Source organism: Stenotrophomonas sp. STEN031 (genome assembly GCF_056759975.1).
In genome coordinates, this window is the sequence record NZ_JBRREA010000014.1 from 23775 (window position 1) to 47165 (window position 23391).

Here is a 23391-nt window from a genome sequence, read left to right on the forward strand (position 1 = left end):
CGGCGAAGGAGCGCGTCGCGGCCACGGATGGCCATCCCTTTCATCCACACAAGGAACACCCATGAAGCTGCTTTGTGCCAGCCTGCCGCTGTTGATTTTTGCCAGCACCGCCGCCAGCGCCGCCCCTGCCGATATCGCCCGTGACCACGACAGCATCCTGAAGATGCAGGGTGAGTACACGGTGGACTTTGCCTTCGATGAGACCGTGCTGCTCAAGCCCGGCTACGAACGTGCGTCGGCGATGCGCAGCGGTGGTGACGAAGTGGTGATCGTGGTTGAGGACAGCCCGCAGCGCATCGTGCTGCAGCACCTGCTGGTGGATACCAAGAGCGGGCATGTCACCAAGCACTGGCGCCAGGACTGGGTCTATGAAGCAGCACAGCGTTTCGAATTCAGCGCCGACCAGACCTGGACGGTGCGCCCGATTCCGGCCGCGTTGAACCAGGGGGCGTGGACGCAGTGCGTCTACGAAGTCAGCGACGCGCCGCGCTATTGCGGTACCGGCCGCTGGAGCTACAACAACAATGTGCCGACCTGGACCAGCGACCTGAGCTGGCGGCCCTTGCCGCGTCGTGAATACACCAAGCGCAGCGACTACAACGCGCTGGCGGTGGTCAACCAGCACACGCTGACCCCGAACGGCTGGACCCACGAGCAGTTCAACACCAAGGTGCAGCGCAATGTCGATGGCAGTCAGGTGGAGATCGCGCGCGAGTTTGGTTTCAATGACTACATCAAGACCACGCAAGTGGATTTCACCCCGGCGCGTACTTACTGGACTGCCACCGCGCCGTTCTGGGCACAGGTACGCCAGCGCTGGGACGGCTTCCTCGGCAAGGCACCGGGCGTGCACCTGAAGACCAAGCTTGATGGCATGGCGATGATCATGCCGCTGTTCCAGCAGGCCGAGGAAATACAGGGTGGCGCGGCGCTGGATACCGGCAAGATCGATGCGGTGTTCGCCAAGTATGTGGAAGCCGCCAGGTAAGTTGGCCTTGCCCGGCTTTGTTTGGTTCTGTGGGAGCGGCGTTAGCCGCGAAGCTACTGCAACATCAGGGGTAAGAGCTCACCCCTCCCCAACCCTCCCCTTGGCTCCGCCAAAGGGAGGGAGCAGAGCGGTAGGAGCGGTGTCAGCCGCGAAGCTGAGGGTCCATCAGGTCGCGGGCATGACCGTGATTGCACTGAAGCCAGCTTCGCGGCTGACGCCGCTCCTACAGGCTTGCGGCCTATTCCTTGAACATCAGCAGTGCAGCCACCACGATCAGCGCGAACGCCGCCCAGTGGTTCCACTTCAGCGGTTGCCCCAGGTAGGTGGCAGAGAACACCGCGAACACCACCAGGGTAATCACTTCCTGCATGCCCTTGAGCTGCGGCGCCGAATACACTGCGCTGCCCAGGCGGTTACCCGGCACCTGCAGGCAGTACTCGAAGAAGGCGATGCCCCAGCTGACCAGGATCACCGTCATCAACGGGGCGGTCTTGAACTTCAGATGGCCATACCATGCAATGGTCATGAATACGTTGCTGGCAACCAGCAGCAGTACCGGGTACAGGTAGGCGGTAAACGATGGGGCGACCATATCCAGATTCGTTCAGGCGGGTCGATAGCATAGGGCGCGGAAGGGCGACTCTTTCCTTGTGACGGATAAGTTTCACTTGTTACCAAGTTGCGTCATCGCGTCTTCACGCGACATCCACCAGGAGTGCGGCATCTTTCACAAAGCTGAAGACTAAGGAGGCTCCATGCGACAGACAAAGGAATCGTCCGGGTTGGTACTGGTCGTCGAGGACAACCGCAACATCTCCGAGATGATTGGCGAATATCTGGAAGGCAAGGGTTTCGAAGTGGACTATGCAGCTGATGGCCTGGACGGCTACCGGCTGGCCGCTGAGAACAGTTACGACGTCGTGGTGCTCGACCTGATGCTGCCACGTCTGGACGGCATCGAGGTATGCCGTCGACTGCGTAACGAGGCACGCAAGTCGACGCCGGTATTGATGCTGACTGCGCGAGATACGCTGGACGACAAGCTCACCGGGCTGGGTTACGGCGCCGACGATTACCTGACCAAGCCATTCGCGATCCAGGAGCTGGAGGCCCGGCTGCGTGCCTTGATCCGACGCGAACGCCGCCAGGTGGGGGCCGAAGTGCTCAAGGTCGCCGATCTGGTACTGGACCCGGTCAGCATGCGTGCCACCCGCGCCGGCAGCGAACTTCAGCTGTCACCGATCGGACTGCGCCTGCTCACCATCCTGATGCGCGAATCACCGCGTGTGGTGACCCGCCAGGAGATCGAACGCGAGATATGGGGCAATGGTCTGCCCGATTCGGATACCTTGCGCAGCCACCTGTACAACCTGCGCAAGATCATCGACAAGCCGTTTGACCGGCCTTTGCTGCATACCGTGCAAAGTGCGGGTTACCGGATTGCCGACATCGGTCAGTCAATGGGCTGATCTGCAGGGGCTTGAATGGCACCTGCAAGGGGAAAACCGCCGCAGGACAAGGTTCGCGGCGGTTTTTTTTGTTTCACGATGACTCCAGCTCGGCAATTCGCTGGACTACGCCAAGGCTCGATACAGCAGGTTTATCAATTACTTAGGCGAGTTCAACATATGCCGGTGCTTTCCGAAACTTGACCCGGCTTCCCCTCGCGTGGCTCCCATGCAGCTCTTGGAATCCGGGCTTTCCGAGGAGTCATCATGGCAAAAATCAAGCTCACCAAGTCCGCAGTCGATGCGGCACAACCCCAGGCCAAGGCCGTCGAACTGCGGGACACCGTGGTGCCGGGCTTCCTTTGCAAGATCACCCCGGCGGGCCGCAAGGTGTTCATGCTCCAGTACCGCACGAACGCCGGTGAGCGCCGCAAGCCCGCCCTAGGCCAGTACGGGGAACTGACCGTCGATCAGGCGCGCACGATGGCGCAGGAGTGGTTGGCTGAGGTACGCAAGGGCGGCGACCCCAGCGCGGCCAAGAACGCTGCCCGCAAGGCGCCGACCATGAAGGAGTTTTGCCACACCTTCATGGAGGACTATTCCAAGCAGCGCAACAAGGCCAGCACGCAGCGCGGCTATCAGGGCGTCATCGACCGTTGCATCATCCCGATCATGGGGCGGATGAAAGTGCAGGACGTGAAGCGCCCGGATGTGGCCGCTCTGATGAAGAAGCTGGCCTACAAGCAGGCCGAGGCAAACCGCACCTTCGGCGTGTTGCGCAAGATGTTCAACTTGGCCGAAGTGTGGGGACTACGCCCGGACGGCACGAATCCATGCCGCCACGTCCCGATGTACCCACCCGGCAAGGAAACCCGGCTTATCGTGGACGATGAACTGGTGCGGATCTTTCGCCAGTTGGAGAAGCTGGAGGCGGAAGGACTGGAAAACTACGTCATCCCGCTGGCAATCCGCCTGCAATTCGAGTTCGCCGCCCGCCGCTCCGAAATCTGCCCGCTCGAATGGGCGTGGGTTGATCTGGAGAAGCGCCGCGTGGTGTGGCCCGATAGCAAGACCGGCGGCATATCCAAGCCCATGAGTGAAGAAGCCTATCGGTTGCTATCCACCGCACCGCGCCGGGATGGCTGCCCCTACGTCCTGCCATCGCCAAACGATCCGACTCGGCACCTGACCCACGGTGAGCACTATGGCGGCTGGAAGCGCGTGCTCAAGGTCGCTGGCGTGCCGCATGTCGGCACGCATGGCATCCGCCACCGAGCGACGACCGACATTGCCAACTCAGGCGTACCAACCAAGGTGGGCATGAAGCTCACAGGCCACAAGACCGTGGCGATGTTTATGCACTATGTTCATACCGAAGACAAGCCGGTGCGGGATGCGGCCGAACTGGTGGCGAACCGGCGATTGGCGATTACCGGCACGCGGAACACGGCGGAGGTACGGGTATGACCAGACGCAGAGCCTCCATTGCAGCACCCACAGCGCCGACGGCGCTGCTGGGCGATATTCGGACATTGATCGACGCCGCGCGCAAGCGCGCCGCTTCGGCGGTGAATAGCGAACTGTCGATGCTCTACTGGCGCATCGGCCAGCGCATCCATACGCAGGTCTTGGAAGGTCGGCGGGCCGACTACGGCGAGGAAGTCGTGCTGACCTTGGCAGCGCAACTGGTAAAGGAGTATGGCACCAGTTTCTCGGTCAAAAATCTGCGCCGGATGGTGCAGTTCGCCGCCGCTTACCCGGACGAGCGAATTGTCGTATCGCTGATACGACAATTGAGCTGGACGCACTTCATAGCCCTGATTCCGCTGAAAGACCCGCTCCAGCGGGACTACTACGCGCAGATGGCGAGCGCCGAACGCTGGAGCGTGCGGACGCTGCGCGAGCGCATCGACTCGATGCTGTACGAGCGCACGGCGCTGTCCCAAAAGCCGGAGGAAACCATCGCACAGGAGCTGGCGGCCCTGCGCGAGGCACAGCGCATGACGCCGGCACTGGTCATGCGCGACCCGTACATCCTCGACTTCCTGGGATTGCGCGATACCTGGCAGGAAGGCGACTTGGAAGCCGCGATCATCCGCGAAATGGAAGCCTTCCTGCTGGAACTGGGCGCGGGCTTTTCCTTTGTCGCCCGGCAGAAGCGCATCCCGGTTGACGACGATGATTTTCACCTTGACCTGCTTTTCTACAACCGCAAACTGCGTCGCCTGGTGGCCGTCGAATTGAAGATAGGCGAGTTCAAGGCGGCGTACAAAGGGCAGATGGAGCTTTACTTGCGCTGGCTGGACAAGCACGAGAGGGAGCCGGAAGAAGCCTCGCCGCTGGGGATCATCCTTTGCACCGGCAAGAAGCGCGAGCAGATCGAGTTGCTGGAACTGGATAAGTCGGGCATCCACGTTGCCGAGTACCTGACCAGCTTGCCGCCACGCGCGGTACTGGGCGAGAAGTTGCAGCAGGCGACCGAGCGGGCGCGGTTGCAGATCGAGCAGCGCAAGCAGGACACAGAGTAGGCCAAGCAGCAACCATGCGTCCCGGCGTGCTGCCGTCGGGTTCGCGGGCTGCACCCCGCGCTTCGTGCCGTAGTGCGGCCATCCGGCTTTGACCCCTGACGCCTTCGACCCTGGCGGGCCTGCGCGCTCCGCTTGCAAAAAGGCGAGTGTGTGCATTGGGCGGGTGTAGGCGGTCTTGCTGTCCCTTTCACCGTACCACGGCGTTCTCGCCGTCAAGGGCTTCGGGCCGATGGCCCTTGCGTCCTGGCGGCCGTCTTTCGACCCCTGACTGCTTGCGCTGCGCCGTGCTTCCACGGTTCCGGGCAATTCCGCCCGAGCAACCGGAGCACGATCATGTCGCAACTGTCCTTTTCATCGTTCGATTCCCCGCTGATGGTGCGTGACGCACAGGGCCGCTACCTGCTAGCGACTGCAGAGCAGATTCTGGAGGCCGCGCGCCACGCCATCGAGCGCAAGATGCAGCGCGGTACTTCGTTCACTTCACCGGCGGCGGTCAAGGAGTATCTGTGCGCCAAGCTGGCCGGCTTCGAGCATGAAGTGTTCGCGGTGCTGTTCATGGACACGCAGCATCGGCTGATCGAATACGCTGAAATGTTCCGAGGCACCATCGACGGCGCATCGGTGTATCCGCGCGAGCTGGCCAAGGAGGCGCTGCGGCTCAACGCGGCGGCGGTCATTGTTTCGCACAACCACCCGAGCGGTAGTCCCGAGCCGAGCGGTGCCGACAGGACACTGACCCAGAGGCTGAAGGAGGCATTAGGCCTGGTGGACGTGCGCGTTCTGGATCACATCATCGTCGCAGGCACCGACGCCACATCGTTTGCCGAGCGCGGGCTGATCTGACAAAAGGGGCTTCGGCCCCTTTTTTTGCTCACCCGCATGATGTGGCGATGGGAGTTGGCATGGCCTTTAGAGGCTGGACTGTGCTCAATTCCCCTTTGCCAAAGCGCCACGCGCAGTCGGCAGCGCAGCCGCCCCAACAATCCAGCAGCCCTACTCCTGAAGCGACCGAACCCGCGCTATCTCAGCGGCTCAGGTGCATGGTGCGAGAACACCAGCACCGGGCGAACCTGATCATGCCCGCCAGCCAGCGCGGCCTCCACGCGCTGGCGACACTCATCCGCCGCGTGCGTGTTCATCTCGGTATCCGGGCCGAGCTGGGCATGGATCATGACTTCCCAGGAGCGACCGATGCGTACGGTGCGAATGTCCAGCGCAACCAGGGGCACAGCTTTCAAGGCCTGCCGGATCGTGGCCTCGATCGGCTCCGTCTTGCTGGGTGGCGGTGCCATGTACAGCAGTTCGGCCAAGGCCCCCTTACCCAGCGACCAGGGAATACCGACGGTCATGGCGACCAGGGCAAGCGACAGAATCGGATCGACATAACGTGCAGCTTGTGTGTAGCCGTAAGCCTGCAACAGGTATGCAATCACGAAGGCCAGCAACGCACCGAACGCGGTCAGTGCGTCGATGACACGCGCAGCCAGGTCGCCTTGGACCAGTGGGCTTTGCAGATGACGGTAGCGCAACCAAACATAGACTGCCATACCAATAGTGACGGCCGCAGACACGAAGGCATAGAGCAGCGCGACCCCGAAGCGAATGTCGGTTCCGCCCGTGAGAAGGCTGGATACGGCGTACCAAATCGAGAGCATCGAGACACCGGCGATCAGCAGGCTCTTGATGAGGTTGACCAGAGGTTCCAGCGGCGCGTAGCCAAATGGAAAGCGTCGACTGGCGCCGAGTCGCAACAGCCGGCCGACCCGGTACGTGAAGATGCCGGTGATGAGGTACACGAGGTTGAAGAAGCCATCAAGCAAGATGGCCTGTGAACCCGTGAACGGCACTGCGATCAGGGCGAGCAGGGACACCACCGCGCCGGTGTAGATCGGTAGGCGCAGCACCTTGAGTTCAATGTCCACTGGGGTCATCGCCTGCGCCCCTGGTTCAATGTCCACGCGCTTCATTGGTCCGCGTCCTCTTTGGACACCTGAGTGCTCTTCTCAGACCTTGGAATCATGTCCAGAAGCATACGACCGATACGTTTGCGCAAGCTCGCGGGCAGCGCTTTGTTGGAGAACGATTGGTGAACCCACAGGCCGTCGGCCGCCAGGCGCACCACCCACAGCGCAGCGACGACATCCTCTTGTGCCGGGGTAGCGGGAATCCAGCGCGACAGCACCGCCGACCAAGGCGCGGCCAGGGCAGTCTGGGTAGCGCCCTCCAGCATGAGCTGCAGTTCGACTCGGGTGGATTTGCCTTGGGCGCAAGCCTGCACATAGGCCGCGAAGCGCTCTTCCGCGCTGGCCTCATGAGCCGGTTTGCCCGCGACTTTTTCCAGCAGTGCCTCCCACTGGTTCGCCAGGTGTTCGTGAATGCCCAAAAGCAAGGCATCGCGGGATGGGAAGTGGTAGAGCATACCGCCGCGCGTCAGCCCGGCCTCGGCGGCCACCGACTCGAAGGTAATCCCGGTGACGCCATCGCGATGCACCACACGGATGGCGGCGTCGAGGATCTTGCTGCGATTGCTGGGGCGCATGAGCACCGCTCCTTCAATGGGTGGCCGTGGCAGTGCCCGGCCCGTGGTGCCGTAGCAACCAGGCAGTCACCAGCGCACCCAAAGCCTGCACGCCTGCGATGACCCACAACACCACCAGATAGCCTCGATCGAAGGCGGATGATGCGGACTCGACCAGCGCGGTATTCACAGGCTCGCTGGCTTGAGCGATCTCCAGCGCCTGGGCAATCCCTGCACGTGCGGCATCGGGGACGTCAGGCGGCAAGCTCACGCCCATCGAGTAAAGCGCCCCCAGCAGGCTTCCCAACAGGGCCACGGCGATGAGACTGCCGAATTCGTATGAGACTTCCTCGACCGACGATGCCATGCCCGCTTGGGCCGGAGGCACGTTGCCGACGATGGCGCTGGAGGCCACTGCCATCACAGCGCCAAGGCCTGCGCCATTGAGAACCATCCCGGCTACCAGCCACCCCAGGCCCAGGTGAAGGCCGGCTGTGGTGGCGAGTGCGCCAATGGCACCCGCCGCCAGTCCGCCGGCGATGAGAACCCGCAATCCCAGCCGGTGAAGGAAAGCCCCGCCCAGCAAGGCCGTAGGCAGCGATCCTATCGCCACTGCCGAGACCAGCAAACCGGCCTGCAGCGGCGTGAAGCCAGCGACCAGTTGGAAGCGTTGGGTGGTCACCAGCTGCATGCCGCCGATGGTGAACATCGCGAACGCGGCAGCCAGCACACCCGCGCTGAAAGCAGGCTTGCGGAAGATCTTGAAATCAAGCAGCGGCGAGCGCAGACGCGCCTGCCGCCGGACAAATAGCCAACCGCCTGCGGCGGCGACTGCCAGCGCAGCGCCTGCCAACGGCCACGAGGGTCCGGCGTGCGCGACTTCCTTGATGGCGACGACGAGGCCGGACAGGGTCAACAGAGCCAGGATCGAGGACCACAGATCCCAGGGTTTGTCGCTCTCTACCGTTCCTTTGGGCGCGAACGCCAGGGTGCCGATGAAGGCCAGCACGACCACCGGCACGTTGAGCAGGAACACCGAACCCCACCAGAAATGCGACAGCAGCAGGCCTCCGATGATCGGGCCGAGCGCAGCGCCCACTACCGACAGACTGCCCCATACGGCGATGGCGATATTGCGTTCGCGCTCGTTGTCGAAGGTGATGCGGATCAGCGCCAGGGTTGCCGGCATCATGGCCGCCGCACCCACCGCAAGGAATGCCCGTGCGGCGATCAGCAGCGAAGCAGTCGGTGAAAACGCTGCGGCCAGGGATGCAACGCCAAAAATCACCAGGCCGAACAGGAACATGCGCCGATGGCCGATGCGGTCGCCAAGCGTGCCCGTGCCTAGCAGCAGGCCTGCCATAACCAGCGGATAGGCGTTAATGATCCATAGCCCTTGCGTGGCGCTGGCGTGCAGCTCGTGGGTCAGCGTTGGCAGCGCCGTGTAAAGCACCGAGTTGTCCAAGGTCACCAGGAGAAGGCCGGCGGCGACGGTTACCAGCAGGGACCAGCGCTGGGATTTGGAGGGAATCATAGGCAAGCAGGCTCCTGGGCTGGTTACAAGCGGCCGCGAACTGATGCGGCAGGGCTCCCGCAGGTGCATTGGCGGAGAGTATAGGAATTATAACTATACAGGATGACTTGTATAGTTATTGTGAAAAACAAGAATTCAAACTACCGCTTCATTAGCGTCTCTGGCCATTAAGCATGGCCGGTCGCGCTGTCGTGCTGCGCATCGAACCCCCTTCGGGGTTTCGCCCCTGACGGGCTTCCATCGTTCCCTCGCTCCGCTCGGCTGACGCCTTCGGCCCGGCTTCCAGCTTCGGGCCTGCGCGCTTCGCTTGCGTGCGGTTCGGCACATCGAGGCGGCCGTTGCCATGTCCAGCCGTCTCCCCTGACTTCATCACCTTCTCCGCGACCGTAGCCCGCTCCCGTGTGCCGTCAAGGCGCGCAGGGCCGTGTCCTCGGCTGCGCCTGCGGGCCGCACCAACCCTGCGCTTGTCTCCTTGACGGCCCCCGTCCGCGCGCTCCTTTGGCCGCGGGCGATGAACTCAGGAAAGACGGTGGCAACAGGGCCAACCGGGTTCCTCGTGCCAACCGCACAGAACAGCCGAAAGGCTGGGCTCCGAATCTAGGAATCCGGTGTGCGGCTTGAACAGCAAACCCTTTTTGTCAGGAGAAAGACCATGCAACTCGCATCCCGTTTCGCTTCCCGTTCCCCCTCGCTGCGCAGCGACTACCCGCTGACCGATGACCAGATTCACCGGGTAGCGCCGTCCATCTTCGCGGACGCGCCGCATGAAAGCCGTTCGCAGCGGTACGCCTATATCCCCACCGCCGCCGTGCTGGCCGAGCTTCGCAAAGAAGGGTTCCAGCCCTTCATGGTGACGCAAACCCGCGTGCGCGATGAAGGCAAGCGCGAGCATACGAAACACATGCTGCGCCTGCGCCACGCCAGCCAGATCAACGGCGCGGAGGCCAATGAAATCGTGTTGTTGAACTCGCACGATGGCACGAGCAGCTATCAAATGCTCGCAGGCATGTTCCGGTTCGTGTGCAGCAATGGGCTGGTGTGTGGCGACACCGTGGCCGATGTGCGCGTACCCCACAAGGGCGACGTTTCCGGGCATGTCATCGAAGGCGCTTACGAAGTCTTGCGCGGCTTCGACCGGGTGAAGGATTCCCGCGATGCCATGCGCGCGATCACGCTGGACGAAGGCGAGGCCGAAGTATTCGCCCGCGCCGCGCTGGCCCTCAAGTACGACCCCACCGACAACAAGCCCGCGCCCATCACCGAATCGCAAATCCTGATGCCGCGCCGGTTCGACGACCGCCGCCCGGACTTGTGGAGCGTGTTCAACCGCACGCAAGAAAACCTGACCAAAGGCGGATTGCATGGCCGCAGCGCCAACGGACGCCGCCAGCAGACCCGCCCCGTGCAGGGCATTGATTCCGATGTGCGCCTCAATCGCGCCCTCTGGATGCTGGCCGATGGCCTGCGCCAGTTGAAAGCCTGATTCCCCACGCGGCAGGGCAGGCAGCAGCCCTTGCCGCATCCCTCGCTGCTGCATCCCTGAACCGTTAGGAGTTATCACCATGAACGCCGTCACCTACACCGAAGCCCGCGCCGTCAATGCCGCCGCCGCTGTCCCGCTGGAAGCCGCCGACCCGACCAAGAACCTGATACTGGTTCCGCTGTCGCGGCTGGTGTTGCGCCCCACGGGCCGCAACGTGCGCAAGACCCCGCGCATGTCCATCCCCGAACTGGCCGCATCCATCCAGCGCGTGGGCCTGCTGCAAAACCTGATCGTGATTGCCGCCGCCGATGGCGAGCATTACGAAGTCGTGGCCGGTGGCCGTCGCCTCGCAGCCCTCAAGCTGCTGGCGAAGAAGCACCGCATCAGCAAGGAATGGGAGGTGCCTTGCCTGCTGGTGGCCGATGGTACGGCCCGAACCGCGAGCCTCACCGAGAACGTGCAGCGCGAAGCGATGCACCCGGCAGACCAGTTCGAGGCGTTTGCCGCGCTGGTGGCCGAAGGCCGACCCATCGAGGACATTGCAGCGGATTTTTCCGTCACGCCGCTGGTGGTGCAACGCCGCCTGAAACTCGCCAATGTCTCGCCGCGCCTGATGGCCGACTATCGGGCCGATGCCGTGAACCTTGACCAGTTGATGGCCCTTGCCATCACCGACGACCACGCCGCGCAGGAAACCGCCTTCTACGACGCGCCGACGTGGCAGCGCCAGCCGTCCGCGCTGCGCGACCGCCTCACCGAGCGCGAGATTGACGCCTACCGGCATCCGCTGGTGCGCTTCGTCGGGCTGGACACCTACGAAGCCGCAGGCGGTGGCGTGCGCCGTGACCTGTTCGCCGAAGGTGACGCGGGCGTGTATCTGACCGATGCCGCGCTGCTGGAACGGCTGGCACAAGACCGGCTGGCGGGCATCGCCGCCGAGGTGAAGGCCGAAGGCTGGGCGTGGGTGGATGCCACGCCCGCCGTGACCCATGCTGACCTGCACGCTTTCCAGCGTGCGCCGAGGGAACGGCGCGAACCGACCAAGCGCGAAGCGCAGCGCATCGAGAAGCTGCAATCCAAGATGCAGGAACTGGCCGCAGCCGTGGATGACGCGCTGGACGCCGACGACGAGGAAAAGGCCGACGCCTTGCAGGAAGAAGGCGAAGCCGTGGGCGAGCAATTGCAGGCGCTGGAAGATGGCTTGCAGGACTACAGCCCGACCGTGAAGGCCGCAGCCGGTGCCATCGTCACCATCGACCGCAACGGGCAGGCCGTGATTCATCGCGGGCTGATGCGCGAGGCCGAAGCCAAGGCGCTGCGCACGCTGGAAAGGCTGCGGCAGGGTTTCGGCGGCACGGAAGCCGAGAACGACGATGAAGGCGAGGACGGAGACAGCGACGCGCAGCCCAAGACTGCAGCCATGTCCGACAAGCTGGCGCAGCGGTTGAGCGCCCACCGCACCGTCGCGCTGCAAGTCGAAGTCGCCCGGCATCCGCAAGTGGCGCTGGCCGCACTGGTGCATGGCATGGTGCAGACCGTCCTGCAGGGAAGCCACTACGGCCACGACCTGCCGCTGGGCGTGCGCCTGACCGTGAAAGACCGGCTGGAAGGCTTGGCCCCGGACATACCGGATTCGCCCGCTGCTGTGGCGCTGCGCGAGTTGCAGCAGGTGGCAGGCGAAGCCTTGCCGGAGGACAGTGCCGAACTGTTCGCCGTGCTGCTGGCGAAGTCGCAAGATGAACTGGTGCGGCTGCTGGCGGTATGCGTGGCCGTCACGGTGGACGTGGTGACACCCCGCGCCACGCAGCAGCAACCGGGCGCGGAACTGGCGCAGGCCGTGGGGCTGGACATGGCCGCATGGTGGAAGCCCACCAATGAGGGTTATTTCCGGCATGTGCCGAAGGCCGCGATTCTGGAAGCCATAGAGCAGTACGCCCCGGCGCACGTCACCCGGCTGGCGAAGTTGAAGAAGGCCGACATTGCCAGCGAAGCCGAGCGGCTGGCGGACGGCACCGGCTGGATGCTCGCCATCTTCGCCGCCGAAGCCCCGGAGCAGCAGGCGGCGCAGGACGTGGCGACGGATGCGGAACCCGACACCACGGACACCGCCGCCATGACCGATGAACCGGCCGAGGCATTGGCTGCGTGACCCTGTCCCGATAAGCGCCCCGGTTCCGACCGGGGCGCTTCACGTCGAGGATGCCGACCATGACCCACACCCATACGAGCCGCCCACGCATGGGCGCAACCTATGCCCCCGGCACGGTACGCGCCCGCCGCTGGCATGGCGATGGCGACGTGCGCGGCTACCGTCCGCCTCACGGCTGGACGGCCCGCGCCGACCTGACAGACATTCACCCCATCACAGGCCGCGCCTTGCCGTGTGCCGTGTGGTGGATTGTCGAGACGAAGGAGTAACCCGATCAGCACCGCGCCCAGGCCGTGCCGTCCTGGGCGCGGTAAAATGCAAATCCGGGCGCGGCGGTGGCCGCGCCCAGTGTTCAAAGCCTGCCGCTACTTCGCTCCACCCGCAGCCGGAGTGCGTGGAAGGCCCGCGCCAACGGCATGGTCTATGACATAGAGCCAACGACCATCCGGCTGCATACGCACCAGTTCGGCAGAACTTCCCGATGCGACCACAGCGCCATCGTCGGCGGTCAGCTCCCAGTCCGCGCGAAGCAGGGCCAGATCGCCATGAAGGATGCAGAAATTGTTGTGCGAAGCCATCCGGCCCGGCACTTGGAGAAGTTGCGTCAACGCACCCTCAATAGCTTCAAGGCCCGTCAGATTCGTGTTGCCCCCATTGGTGCGCAATACGGCCCCCGGCTCGTACAGTGCGAGCAGATTGCCTACGTTGCGGCTGTTGAATGCGTTGGCGAACGTGGCGTTCATGCGCTCGGGCGATGTGACGTCGAATGTCATGATGGCGTTTCCATTGATGTCGAAGCGGGCGATGATGGATGGAGTGGATTGAACTCACCAAACGGAAAGAACAGAACGGAACACGCCCAATGAGCGAACACACACTGGAGCCGCCCACGCCGCGCCGGCCATCGGAATGTCCGGTGGAGGACTTGCTGGCCTTTCTCGGTCATCGCTGGAATGCCCTTGTGCTATGGCATCTGCAAGAGGGCAAGAGGCGGCACAGCGAACTTGCGGCCGCTCTTCCCGGCGTATCGCCCAAGGTGTTGTCCGAACGCTTGCAGGGGTTGGAAGGCCGGGGCTTGCTTGAGCGTTGCACCATGCCGGTGTTCCCAAGAGAAGTGGCCTATGGCCTGACGCACTCGGGGAAGGCGTTGCTGCATATTCTCGATCAGTTGGAGATTTGGTCTTGTCAGTTCGATCAAGGCGCGGTCGCTGGCAGCGGCTGGCCACCGGCAGAACCAGCACTTCCCTGACGCGCAGGGAAGCCTTCGCATCTCGCTGATGGGCGTGTCGGCGCGGTGCGCCGTCGGGCTTTGCGGGCTGCGCCCCGTGCCGACTTCGCCGTCACGGCCATTCGGCTTCAATCCCTCACGCCTTCGCGCCTATGGCGCTGCGCGCTCCGCTTGCGTGGAAGGCAGCGCCCCGCCGCAAAGGGCGGGACTTGTGCGGGCCTACGCCCCGGCTTGCTGCGGCAGGTTGTGCAAAAGCGTGCCGTCCTCGACGCTGGCGGTTCGTCGCCTGTACGTCATGAAGGACGGTTCACCGACACACCGCCCGGCCTTGCAATGGAGCTTCCACACCACGCCTCACGCAAAGGGCCGCAAGCAGCGAGAGGGGCGCTTTCACCTTGTCGCTTGGCATTGTCCTTGCCCGTGTCAGGGCGCAGGCAGGTGAAGCCGTCACGCGGGGATGCCGAGTCGGCCATGTCTCTATTCGGGAGCGGGCGGCCAGTACGTCCTTGTGTTGTTTTGAATCCTGGCGGTGGCTGGGCTTCATGGCCGCAACCTTCCAGCGAAAACAATTTCCCCTGCGCTGTGCGCATTCCTCGCGGGACAAATTCTTTTCGCTTCCAGGCTCTCCACGGTGTTGCGACCGCTGCGCGGTGCGGCCAGCCCATCCCCCACCGGACGGATCACAACAAGGACGCACTGGCGCGACCTTGTTCAACCCGAAAGGAGAAATCACCATGGCTAACATCGGCACCTTCACCGCAGAGAAAGACGGCTTCACCGGCACGCTTCGCACCCTGACCCTCAACGTCAAGGTCAAGCTCGTTCCCAACGACAAGGGCGAGAACGAAAGCGCCCCGGACTTCCGCCTGCAAGCTGCCGGCCACGACTTCGGCGCGGCGTGGAAGAAAACCAGCGAGGCTGGGCGGGATTACCTGTCGGTGGCCATCGACGATCCTTCATTCCCGGCGACGGTCTATGCCCGCCTGATCGAAGGCGAGAACGGCACGCACGACCTGATCTGGTCGCGCAGCAAGCCCAAGGCGGCCTGACGACCGCCCACCGCGTCCCGCCCTTTGCGGCGGGGCGCGGTGCTGCTGATCTCAGCACCGCACGCACAGGGTTTCGCCGGTTGCTTTATGCCCCGCATGTCCTGGGGCTTGCATCGCATCGGCGATGGTCGGATGGCTCGAAGCCCGTGGCGGCAGGAACAATATGGCGTGTCGGCGCATTGCGCCGCCGGGCTTTCGGGCTGCGCCCCATGCCGCCAATGGCGTCATGTCCATTCGGCTTCAATCCCTCACGCCTTCGCGCCTGGCGGCGCTGCGCGCTCCGCTTGCGGGCATTCAGACGCGCTAGGGCGCGTCGCGCTCTTTCAGCACGGCCTCGAACTCCTGGCGCACCCGCGCCAGCAGCTCGTCGGCCTTGTGCGTGTCGTCGCCGGCATAGGCCAGCGTCAGCAACGTCAGCGGATGCACTTCCATGACCTCGCACAGCTCGGTCAGCTTGTGCAGGGTCGGGTTTTTCAGGTCGCGCTCCAGCGTACTCATATAGGTGCGGCTGGACACGTCGGAGAACGCTTCCTGGCTCAAGCCTCGCGCCTTCCTGACTGTCCGTATTGCCGTCGCCAATGAGTGTTTCGCTGCCACCAACCTGGTTCCCCCATAAAAACCAAGATGACAGCCCATTGCGCCCTATAGGGCTACAATCTATAGTGTTCATTCATGGCTGAAAGGCCGCTTTCGTGCTTTTACGGAAATCCGCCTCTACGGTTTCCGACAGAACCGGGGAATCGCATCCGTGTCTTTCCGGCTTCCGACAATTCCGCCTCGGCGCTTCTGTTCTTCTACGGATGCGATGGTTTGCGCATTCGTGCTTCCACACGGATGCACGGATGCGTTTCGGCGGTTCTGCGCTTCGGCACCAAAGCGCATCCGCGCATCCTCGGTTTCGTGAGGAGGCTGCCCATGACCCTGCCGCTTGTCACCGCTGATGAACGCGCGCGGCTGCTGACCCACGGCCAGGCGCTAGCCGCTGTTCAGCGATTCGATCCACTGCCGGTGGTACGTCTGTTCACCCCGGACGCGCACGCGACCTGGCTGCTGGTGTCTCTCGACCCTGCGGATACCGATACGGCCTACGGCCTGATCGACCTCGGTATCGGGATGCCTGCGCTCGGGACGGTCAAGCTATCCGACCTGGCCGGCATCGTGGGGCCGCGCGGATTACCAGTGCGACGGGATCGGTATTTCCTAGCGGTGCGTCCGCTGTCGGAGTATGTCCGGCTGTCGCAGGAGGATGGTTCGATCAGTGACTGATGAACCCCAGCGCGGACCGGCCAGCCGGGGAGCATTGTGACTATTTCAGTCATTGCCAAGACCGTGCAGGTCTTAATCCGTATTGATGCACTGAAGCGGTGCCAGCCTGATGCAAACAGTCATGATCTTTTGCGTGGGCTCCGGCACGGTATCTGATGCGGCGCACCATTTTTGGGGTTGCGCAGCCGTCGCATTCAGACGATTTCCGCAACACGCCGGAGCCAAACGGTCTTGACACCCAAAACTACAGCTTAGCCCTTCTTGATGACGACCTGATGGCAATTCGATAGCTATCGTGCGGCGGAATCCGTGGCGACGAACCCCAAGCACAGGGAGGTCTCGCCATGACTGATCGCAGCGCCGAACACTGGTATCCCACAGCGGCCTATCTCTACGTTCTGCACCTTGATGGCCCCGCGCTGGCCTGGGAATACCTGCGCAGGAATCCCGACTATCGCCGCGACTGGCTGCGCCGCCACCGACGGCGGGACGCGCCGCAGACTTGGGGCCTGCGCCTGCTGGAAGACCCAGCCCTGGATGCGCGCGACGCGCATCCGATCTGGTTCCCCGATCACGATGCCGTGGTGCAGCTCTACCCGGATGCCGACCCACCACCTGCGGCCCATGCCTTCGAGTTCTGGCGCGTACCGGGCCGCAAGCAACTGATCCACGACGGCAAGCGCCTGGTGCTGGTGTCACACTGGCCCGGCTGCTGCCTGCGGCTCGCGCTCGGGCCGGGTCTGGAAGACGGCATGGCCTACCTCTATGCCACCCGCGCCTGCGCCAAGCCCTGCGCGCGCTATCGCACGCTCACGGCCGAGCTGGACGCTCTGGCCGCAGCCACGGTTGGCGTGCCTGCGGCGGCGGCCCGTTCCCGGCCCACGCCGGCCGCGGTGCTGGAACTGCACACCTTGCAGGCGCTCGATGCGACCCAGGCGGGCGCGTCCTTGCGCGAAATCGCCGAAGGGTTGTTCGGCGTGGATGCGGTCGCCGCCGACTGGCACAAGGACAGCGCCTTGCGTGCCCGCGTGCGGCGGCTGGTACGTCGTGGCGAGGCGCTGATGCGCGGCGGCTATCGCCGCCTGGCACAGCTTCCGCCGCCGTTGCAGTAGGGGGGACGTTTCGCGTCCCCCGCAGATCGTCCCTTAGCAAGCAGCCTCGCTTTCTTGAAAGTGCCTCTATCCGGCCGCGTGGTGTGGCCGGGCTTGATGGAGGTACATCCCATGCGACCCGCTCCCTTGCGGCCTGCCGCCGCTGCTGCCGCTGCGCCTGCGCAGCCCCAACGCTACCTGACCAACGACGAAGCCGCCGAATACCTGCGCCTGTCGCCACGCACGCTGGAGAAACAGCGCGTGATCGGCGGCGGGCCGAAGTTCCGCAAGTTCGGCCGCCGCGTCATGTACGCCGTGTCCGACCTCGATGCCTGGGCCGACCAGCGCAGCTACGAGGCGACTTCCGACCCGGAATATGCCGAGCGGCATGCGGGCGACTACCGTGATGGCCGCTGATTTCTGGCTCGCCGGTGGCCATCGCCATGTCCAGCCCATCGCTGCCCCTGCGGCAGCGACCAGTGCAGCAGCGCGAACAGCTCGACCTGTTCCGCGCGCTGCCGGGCGACATGGCGCCGCGCGACAGCCAGGACTTGATGGCCTTTCCGTTCTTCTCGCTGGCGAAGTCGCGCCGCACGGCGCCGATCGACTTCCGCGCCGGTGGCATCACCATCCGAGTGGAGGGTACGCAGGAGCACGGCATTGCCACAATCTGGGATGCCGACATCCTGATCTGGGCCGCCTCGCAGATCGTGGAAGCCCGCGATGCGGGCATTCCGACCTCGCGGCTGATGCAGGTGCGCCCCTACGAGATCCTGCGTTTCATCGGGCGCGGCACGTCGCTGCGCGACTACCAGCGCCTGAAAGCGGCCCTGGATCGCCTGCAATCGACAACGGTGGCCACGTCCATCCGCGAGACGACCGGACGGCGCCTGCATCGCTTTTCGTGGGTGAACGAATGGCGCGAGCTGGCCGATGCCAGCGGCACGCCGCTGGGCATCGAACTGATCCTGCCGGACTGGTTCTACGCGGGCGTGGTGGACGCCGCCCTGGTACTGACCATCGACCCGACGTACTTCCGGCTCACGGGCGGCATCGAACGCTGGCTGTACCGGCTGGTGCGCAAGCATGGCGGCCGGCAGGAGCACGGCTGGCAATTCGATTTCCAGCACCTGTACCGCAAGTCCGGCAGCGTGGCGCGCTTCTACGACTTCGCCGCCGACTTGCGCACCCTGGTGGCGCGGCAGTCGTTGCCCGGCTACGTCCTGGGCATCGAGCGCATGCCCGGCGAGAAAACCGAACTGCTGACCTTTCGGCCCGTGCCGCCCACGGCACGGGGATAAGTCTGGGAAAACCTGTTAATTCACTCGTGCTATCAGGCAACAGGAGGCTCGTGCTATCAGGCAACAAATCCTCGTGCTATCAGGCAACAAAATCGGCCGCAAAGCCGCGCCAGCATTGGGTTTTCGCGCCCCTTAACTTCCCTAACAGTAAATACATAACTTTTAGTAGAAGCGCGCCGTTTCGGTGGACAACCACCCAACGGCACCACACGCAGAAGCGAAAGACCGGCTTTCCAACACGGAGGGCCGCGCCATGATCCTCGCTCTGCTCAACCAGAAAGGCGGTGTCGGCAAGACCACGCTCGCCACGCACATCGCGGGCGAACTGGCGCTGCGCGGCCAGCATGTCGTCCTGCTCGATGCCGACCCGCAGGGTTCCTCGCTGGACTGGACGCAGCGCAGAAGCCAGCAAGGCTTGCCACGGCTGTTCAGCGCCGTGGGCCTGGCCCGTGAAACGCTGCATCAGGAAGCGCCAGAACTCGCCAGGCGGGCCGATCACGTCGTTATTGATGGGCCACCCAGGATCGCCGCCTTGGCGCGCTCCGCGCTGCTGGCGGCCGAGCGTGTGCTGATCCCGGTGCAGCCCAGCCCCTATGACGTGTGGGCCAGCGCAGAGATGGTGGCGCTCATCCGCGAGGCGCAGGTGTTCCGGCCGCTGCTCCGCGCAGCCTTCGTCATCAACCGGCGCGTCAGCACCACCATCATCGGCCGTGAGGCGCGGCAATCGCTGGCAGAACAGCCGCTGCCTGCGCTGCGCTCGGAAGTGCATCAGCGCATCGTGTTCGCCGACAGCGTGGCCGCTGGCCGGCTCGCACGCGAGACAGCACCTAACAGCGCCGCCGCCCGCGAAATCACGGCCCTGGTGGACGAACTGCTGCGGTGGACGCCATGACAGCGCAGCAGCCACCCAACCGCAAACGCATGGGCAAGCGCGTCGGCATCGGCGCACGTCCGCCCGCGAATCCGCACGCCGAGGCGTGGATTCGCCAGGGCGACGCCGATGCGCTGGGCAAAGGCGACCTCTACACCGCGCGCCTGACCCTCGACATTACGCCCGCGCTGCGGGCGCGCATCAAGGTGTCGGCCTTCACGCGAGGCGTGACTGTGGCCGACCTGCTGCGCGGCCTGCTGGAGCGGGAGTTTCCCGAGAACCACAGGGAGAACACACCATGACTGCATCCGCTTCGCCTGCCGCTGGCGCGGCCACGGCTACGCCACAGCCATCATTTATCGTGCCTTCCGGCCAACCCGCCAGCGCGCCGCTGACGCGCGTGGCGCTGGCCTACATCGAGGCCCGTTTCAAGCTCTACCTGCGCTTCGGTGAACCGGCACGCACGCTGCGCCTGGACGACTGGCGGCGCTGCGCGGTGTTCCTGCCGGGCGCGATGCTCTGCCGCATCCGCTGGCAGGCCAACGACTACGGCACGATCCGCTGGCAGCTCATGGTGATGCAGGCTTGCACGCCACTGGACGCGGCGCAGCGCATCCCCGGCGTGCAGCCGGGCGCGCGCCTGTTGCTGCACACCGAAGGCGACGCCAACGTGCGCGCCGTGCTGGAACGCATCGACGGCATCGAGGCGCAGGGCATCGCCGTCATCGACGTGTCGCCCGCGTACTGGCGCACGCTGGGCAACCGTCTTGCAGCGCGTTCGCCGCTGCCCGAATACACCGCCGAGCGGCACGCTGCTTGGCTGGCCGGGAAGGTGCTGCCATGACCGCCCCGACCACCACACCCAACGCGCCCGACGTGGCGCCGCGTCCTCGCTCGCGCCTGCGCGCTCGCATCGTCGTGGTGACACTGGCCGCCCTCGGCTTCGCTGCGCTGGCCTGGGCGGCTTTCGTGTCGCCGCTGCCGCGCCTGACCTACAACCCGTCCGACAGCGTGGCGGTCGGCTGGTATCGCATCGAGCCGTTCGACCCGTGCACCGCCTCGCTGCCACGTCCGTTGTCCGTGGACAGCATCGTGCTGGTGCCGCTGCCGACCAGGGCCGCCATGCTGGCAGCACAGCGCGGCTATCTGCCGACCCGCGTGCCGCTGCTCAAACGTGTGGGCGCGGTCGCGCCGCAACACGTCTGCATCGTCGCCGGTCAGGTACGCATCGACGGCGTGCCGGTCGCCGCCGTGCTGCCTGCCGACCGGCTGGGCCGGGCGCTGCCGTCCTTGCAGCTTTGCCGCCGCCTTGAACCGGGCGAACTGTTCTTGTTGAGCGTGACGAATCCGGCATCGTTCGACAGCCGCTACTTCGGCCCGGTCAGCGCATCCGCCGTGATCGGCGTTGCGCGCCCGATCTGGCTGGAGACACGCCCATGATGGCCGCCGACTCGCTGCACGTGGCCGTGCATCTTCTCGTGCCATCGGGCGTGTCGATCCCGTGGCTTTCCGCATGTCGTCGCGCATGCAGTGCGAGCGCATCCGCGCCGCACTTCGCGCTGTCGCCGGCGCAGCCGGCCAACGTGCAGGCGTCTTGCCTCGAACGCGCCCGGCCTGCGGCCATCGCCGCGTTCGCCGGCGCGCTGGCTGCTCACGCAGCAGCACCGCCGGGCCGCCGGTGCCTGGAGCGACAGCGGAAGGCAAAGGCGGAAGGCAAGACAAAAGGACGCGGCACTAGGCCGCGTCGAAAGCCTGTCTGCACATGGGGGTGGCGCGGCACGGAGCGGCTTCGCCGCCGTGCCGCGTGGGGCGCGAAGGTCGCGCCAATGCAGGTATGTCCGCGTGCTTCGCACGACAGGACACGCCAGAGCTTGCAGGATGCGCGGCCATGAGCGACCGCCGCGACGACGATTTCCGGGTACGCCCCAGCGCCCCGAAGAACCGGGGCAAGGGTCAGGGCCAGAGCTTCGTTTCCAAGGTGCTCAAGCAGGCAGGCAAGGCCAGCAGCGGCAAGTCCTCGATGCGCCATTCCGCAGCCGGCGGCAGCGGCGCACGCGCCGGTCAGCGCCCCGGTTCACGGCTTGGGCGCGGCCACACGGCGGCGCGCTTCGCCGGGGCGAAGCTGACGCCCATGTCGCGGCGCGTGACCATCAAGACCCTGCTGGTCAACCAGCGCAACGCCAGCCCGCAGTCGCTCGCCAGGCACCTGCGCTACATTGAGCGCGACGGCGCCGGCCGCGATGGCGAACCGGGCCGGGCCTACGGGCCGCAGACCGACGAAGCCGACCTCGATGCCTTCAAGGAGCGGGCCGCCGACGACCGGCACCATTTCCGCTTCATCGTCTCCCCGGAGGACGGCGCCGAGCTGGACGACCTGCGCACCTACACCCGGCATCTGGTGAACCGGATGGAAGCCGACCTTGGCACGCGGCTGGATTGGGTGGCGGTGGATCACTGGAACACCGACAACCCGCACGCACACCTGATCGTGCGCGGACGCGACGACACCGGCAAAGACCTCATCATCGCCGGCGACTACATCGCCCACGGCTTCCGCCATCGGGCCGCCGAACTGGCGACCGAATGGCTGGGGCAGCGCACCGAACTGGAGATCCAGCAGACCTTGGGACGCGAGGTGAAACAGGAGCGGTGGACGAGCCTCGACCGCACATTGCAGCGTGAGGCCGGCGTGGATGGCCGGGTGCAGATCGAACGCTTCAATGAACCCCGGCTGCAACGCCAGCGGCTGCTGCTGATCGGCCGACTCCAACGCTTGCAGCGCCTGGGCCTGGCCGACGAGGTGCAGCCCGGCACCTGGGCCGTCCATGCGGACGCGGAGAAGACCTTGCGTGCCCTGGGCGAGCGTGGCGACATCATCCGCACCATGCAGCGCGCCATGAGCGGCCAGCCGCGCGAACTGGCGGTGTTCGAGCCGGGCGACGACGGCCGCACCATCGTCGGCCGCGTGGCCGGCAAGGGGCTGGCCGACGAGCTGCACGACCGCGGCTATCTGGTCATCGACGGGGTGGACGGCAAGGCCCACTACGTCGCGTTGAACGCCGGCGACGAGCTGGCGAACTATCCAACCGGATCGGTGGTGGAGGTGCGTGGTTCCGCGGAGGTACGGGCGGCCGACAAGAACATCGCCGCGCTGGCGAGCGATGGCCTGTACCGCACCGATCATCACCTGGCGATCGAGCAGGGCCGGGCCAAGCCCGACCGCGACCCGCAGCAAGTCGTCGCGGCCCACGTCCGCCGGCTGGAAGCCCTGCGCCGGGCCGGCATCGTGGAGCGCGTGGCCGAGGGGTTATGGAAGGTGCCGGACGACCTGACCGAGCGTGGCCGCCAGTACGACGCGCAACGGCTGGGCGGCGTCGCCGTGGAGCTGAAATCGCACCTGTCCATCGAGCTGCAGGCGCGCGTGATCGGAGCCACCTGGCTCGACCAGCAGTTGATCGGCGGCGGCAAGGGGCTGGGCGACTTGGGCTTTGGTGGCGAGGTCAAGAACACCCTGCAACAGCGCGCCGACTTCCTTGAAGAACAGGGGCTGGCGGAGCGGCGCGGGCAGCGAGTGATCCTGGCGCGCAACCTGCTGGGCACGCTGCGCAATCGGGAACTGGCGCAGGCCGCCAAGGACATTGCCGCCGAAACCGGCCTGGCGCATCGGCCCGCCACGGACGGGCAGCGCGTTGCAGGCATCTACCGGCGCTCCGTCATGCTTGCCAGCGGGCGCTATGCGATGCTCGATGATGGCATGGGGTTCAGCCTGGTGCCGTGGCGGCCTGTGATCGAACAGCGGCGGGGGCAGCAACTCGCAGCGACGATGCACGGTATCGGGGCATCGTGGGAAGTCGGTCGGCCAAAGGGGCCATCGTTGGGCTAGTTCCAGGTACTAGTCCTTTAAAATCTCCGTCGTCATGAAGTCTATGAGTGCTCA

Annotated in this window: 25 protein-coding genes; 19 read left to right on the top strand and 6 right to left on the bottom strand. The window is 65.0% G+C overall.

Annotated elements, in window-relative coordinates; translation table 11 throughout:
• Nucleotides 1–61: 61 nt before the first annotated feature.
• Entirely contained in the window at nucleotides 62–988 is a 927-nt protein-coding gene (locus ACVOLQ_RS08665) for a DUF6607 family protein (protein ID WP_481527730.1), read from the top strand.
• 238 nt (nucleotides 989–1226) lie between these two features.
• On the opposite strand, the gene ACVOLQ_RS08670 is transcribed toward ACVOLQ_RS08665, so the two are convergent.
• Complete coding sequence (locus tag ACVOLQ_RS08670; RefSeq protein ID WP_313494765.1) at nucleotides 1227–1580, bottom strand: DMT family protein; 354 nt, start codon at nucleotides 1578–1580, stop codon at nucleotides 1227–1229.
• 163 nt (nucleotides 1581–1743) lie between these two features.
• Here ACVOLQ_RS08670 and ACVOLQ_RS08675 point away from each other — a divergent pair, with 163 nt between their 5' ends.
• The 4 genes from ACVOLQ_RS08675 to ACVOLQ_RS08690 all read left to right on the top strand — a co-directional run bounded on the left by ACVOLQ_RS08675 (nucleotide 1744) and on the right by ACVOLQ_RS08690 (nucleotide 5807).
• A complete protein-coding gene (locus ACVOLQ_RS08675; RefSeq protein WP_057630720.1) occupies nucleotides 1744–2457 on the top strand; it encodes a response regulator transcription factor in 714 nt (237 codons plus the stop codon).
• A gap of 246 nt (nucleotides 2458–2703) precedes the next feature.
• Entirely contained in the window at nucleotides 2704–3903 is a 1200-nt protein-coding gene (locus tag ACVOLQ_RS08680) for a tyrosine-type recombinase/integrase (RefSeq protein ID WP_023093922.1), read from the top strand.
• Nucleotides 3900–4964 carry a PDDEXK nuclease domain-containing protein gene (locus tag ACVOLQ_RS08685; RefSeq protein ID WP_023093923.1) on the top strand — a complete coding sequence of 355 codons (1065 nt, stop codon included), beginning with the start codon at nucleotides 3900–3902 and terminating at the stop codon, nucleotides 4962–4964. Before ACVOLQ_RS08680 ends, ACVOLQ_RS08685 begins: the two co-directional genes overlap by 4 nt.
• Nucleotides 4965–5297: 333 nt before the next feature.
• Nucleotides 5298–5807, top strand: coding sequence for a JAB domain-containing protein (locus ACVOLQ_RS08690; protein ID WP_023093924.1), 510 nt, complete (start codon nucleotides 5298–5300; stop codon nucleotides 5805–5807).
• 176 nt (nucleotides 5808–5983) lie between these two features.
• Here the strand turns inward: ACVOLQ_RS08690 and ACVOLQ_RS08695 are convergent, their stop codons facing one another.
• Genes ACVOLQ_RS08695 through ACVOLQ_RS08705 form a run of 3 tightly spaced genes read right to left on the bottom strand, consistent with a single transcriptional unit; the run spans nucleotide 5984 to nucleotide 9016 of the window.
• Entirely contained in the window at nucleotides 5984–6931 is a 948-nt protein-coding gene (locus ACVOLQ_RS08695) for a cation diffusion facilitator family transporter (protein WP_023093925.1), read from the bottom strand.
• Nucleotides 6928–7503, bottom strand: a complete 576-nt coding sequence (locus ACVOLQ_RS08700) for a TetR/AcrR family transcriptional regulator (protein WP_023093926.1) — start codon at nucleotides 7501–7503, stop codon at nucleotides 6928–6930. The genes ACVOLQ_RS08695 and ACVOLQ_RS08700 overlap by 4 nt, the downstream gene beginning before the upstream one ends.
• Nucleotides 7504–7516: 13 nt before the next feature.
• Entirely contained in the window at nucleotides 7517–9016 is a 1500-nt protein-coding gene (locus tag ACVOLQ_RS08705) for an MFS transporter (protein ID WP_023093927.1), read from the bottom strand.
• A 652-nt stretch (nucleotides 9017–9668) separates the two neighbouring features.
• Here ACVOLQ_RS08705 and ACVOLQ_RS08710 point away from each other — a divergent pair.
• From ACVOLQ_RS08710 to ACVOLQ_RS08720, 3 genes are all read left to right on the top strand, one after another.
• Nucleotides 9669–10499: a DUF932 domain-containing protein gene (locus ACVOLQ_RS08710; protein WP_023093928.1), complete on the top strand. Its 831-nt coding sequence runs from the start codon at nucleotides 9669–9671 to the stop codon at nucleotides 10497–10499.
• Nucleotides 10500–10578: 79 nt separating this feature from the next.
• Nucleotides 10579–12648 (top strand): ParB/RepB/Spo0J family partition protein, encoded by a 2070-nt coding sequence (locus ACVOLQ_RS08715; protein WP_023093929.1) that lies wholly within the window; start codon nucleotides 10579–10581, stop codon nucleotides 12646–12648.
• A gap of 59 nt (nucleotides 12649–12707) precedes the next feature.
• Nucleotides 12708–12917: a hypothetical protein gene (locus ACVOLQ_RS08720; RefSeq protein ID WP_023093930.1), complete on the top strand. Its 210-nt coding sequence runs from the start codon at nucleotides 12708–12710 to the stop codon at nucleotides 12915–12917.
• Between the two features lie 96 nt (nucleotides 12918–13013).
• On the opposite strand, the gene ACVOLQ_RS08725 is transcribed toward ACVOLQ_RS08720, so the two are convergent.
• Nucleotides 13014–13421, bottom strand: coding sequence for a YybH family protein (locus tag ACVOLQ_RS08725; protein WP_023093931.1), 408 nt, complete (start codon nucleotides 13419–13421; stop codon nucleotides 13014–13016).
• 89 nt (nucleotides 13422–13510) lie between these two features.
• Here ACVOLQ_RS08725 and ACVOLQ_RS08730 point away from each other — a divergent pair, with 89 nt between their 5' ends.
• Together ACVOLQ_RS08730 and ACVOLQ_RS08735 are read left to right on the top strand one after the other, a co-directional pair.
• Complete coding sequence (locus tag ACVOLQ_RS08730) at nucleotides 13511–13897, top strand: winged helix-turn-helix transcriptional regulator (protein WP_049419227.1); 387 nt, start codon at nucleotides 13511–13513, stop codon at nucleotides 13895–13897.
• A gap of 713 nt (nucleotides 13898–14610) precedes the next feature.
• Nucleotides 14611–14925 (top strand): DUF736 domain-containing protein, encoded by a 315-nt coding sequence (locus ACVOLQ_RS08735; protein ID WP_023093932.1) that lies wholly within the window; start codon nucleotides 14611–14613, stop codon nucleotides 14923–14925.
• A 303-nt stretch (nucleotides 14926–15228) separates the two neighbouring features.
• Here the strand turns inward: ACVOLQ_RS08735 and ACVOLQ_RS08740 are convergent, their stop codons facing one another.
• Nucleotides 15229–15561: a helix-turn-helix domain-containing protein gene (locus ACVOLQ_RS08740; protein WP_220276632.1), complete on the bottom strand. Its 333-nt coding sequence runs from the start codon at nucleotides 15559–15561 to the stop codon at nucleotides 15229–15231.
• 36 nt (nucleotides 15562–15597) lie between these two features.
• On the opposite strand from ACVOLQ_RS08740, the gene ACVOLQ_RS08745 reads away from it, so the two are divergent.
• The 9 genes from ACVOLQ_RS08745 (at nucleotide 15598) to ACVOLQ_RS08785 (ending at nucleotide 23337) form a co-directional block, all read left to right on the top strand.
• Complete coding sequence (locus ACVOLQ_RS08745) at nucleotides 15598–16191, top strand: DUF2958 domain-containing protein (protein ID WP_441084493.1); 594 nt, start codon at nucleotides 15598–15600, stop codon at nucleotides 16189–16191.
• A gap of 344 nt (nucleotides 16192–16535) precedes the next feature.
• Complete coding sequence (locus ACVOLQ_RS08750; RefSeq protein ID WP_023093935.1) at nucleotides 16536–17303, top strand: DUF2285 domain-containing protein; 768 nt, start codon at nucleotides 16536–16538, stop codon at nucleotides 17301–17303.
• A gap of 111 nt (nucleotides 17304–17414) precedes the next feature.
• The gene (locus ACVOLQ_RS08755; protein WP_023093936.1) at nucleotides 17415–17699 is read left to right on the top strand and encodes a helix-turn-helix domain-containing protein; all 285 of its coding nucleotides are present in this window, start codon (nucleotides 17415–17417) and stop codon (nucleotides 17697–17699) included.
• Nucleotides 17700–17713: 14 nt separating this feature from the next.
• The gene (locus tag ACVOLQ_RS08760) at nucleotides 17714–18583 is read left to right on the top strand and encodes a replication initiator protein A (protein ID WP_425529046.1); all 870 of its coding nucleotides are present in this window, start codon (nucleotides 17714–17716) and stop codon (nucleotides 18581–18583) included.
• A gap of 253 nt (nucleotides 18584–18836) precedes the next feature.
• Nucleotides 18837–19475: a ParA family partition ATPase gene (gene parA, locus ACVOLQ_RS08765; RefSeq protein WP_023093938.1), complete on the top strand. Its 639-nt coding sequence runs from the start codon at nucleotides 18837–18839 to the stop codon at nucleotides 19473–19475.
• A complete protein-coding gene (locus ACVOLQ_RS08770) occupies nucleotides 19472–19756 on the top strand; it encodes a hypothetical protein (RefSeq protein ID WP_023093939.1) in 285 nt (94 codons plus the stop codon). The genes parA and ACVOLQ_RS08770 overlap by 4 nt, the downstream gene beginning before the upstream one ends.
• A complete protein-coding gene (locus ACVOLQ_RS08775) occupies nucleotides 19753–20298 on the top strand; it encodes a DUF2840 domain-containing protein (protein ID WP_023093940.1) in 546 nt (181 codons plus the stop codon). Before ACVOLQ_RS08770 ends, ACVOLQ_RS08775 begins: the two co-directional genes overlap by 4 nt.
• Nucleotides 20295–20894, top strand: a complete 600-nt coding sequence (locus ACVOLQ_RS08780; RefSeq protein WP_023093941.1) for a S26 family signal peptidase — start codon at nucleotides 20295–20297, stop codon at nucleotides 20892–20894. The genes ACVOLQ_RS08775 and ACVOLQ_RS08780 overlap by 4 nt, the downstream gene beginning before the upstream one ends.
• A 448-nt stretch (nucleotides 20895–21342) precedes the next feature.
• A complete protein-coding gene (locus ACVOLQ_RS08785; RefSeq protein ID WP_023093942.1) occupies nucleotides 21343–23337 on the top strand; it encodes a relaxase/mobilization nuclease domain-containing protein in 1995 nt (664 codons plus the stop codon).
• Nucleotides 23338–23391: the final 54 nt, after the last annotated feature.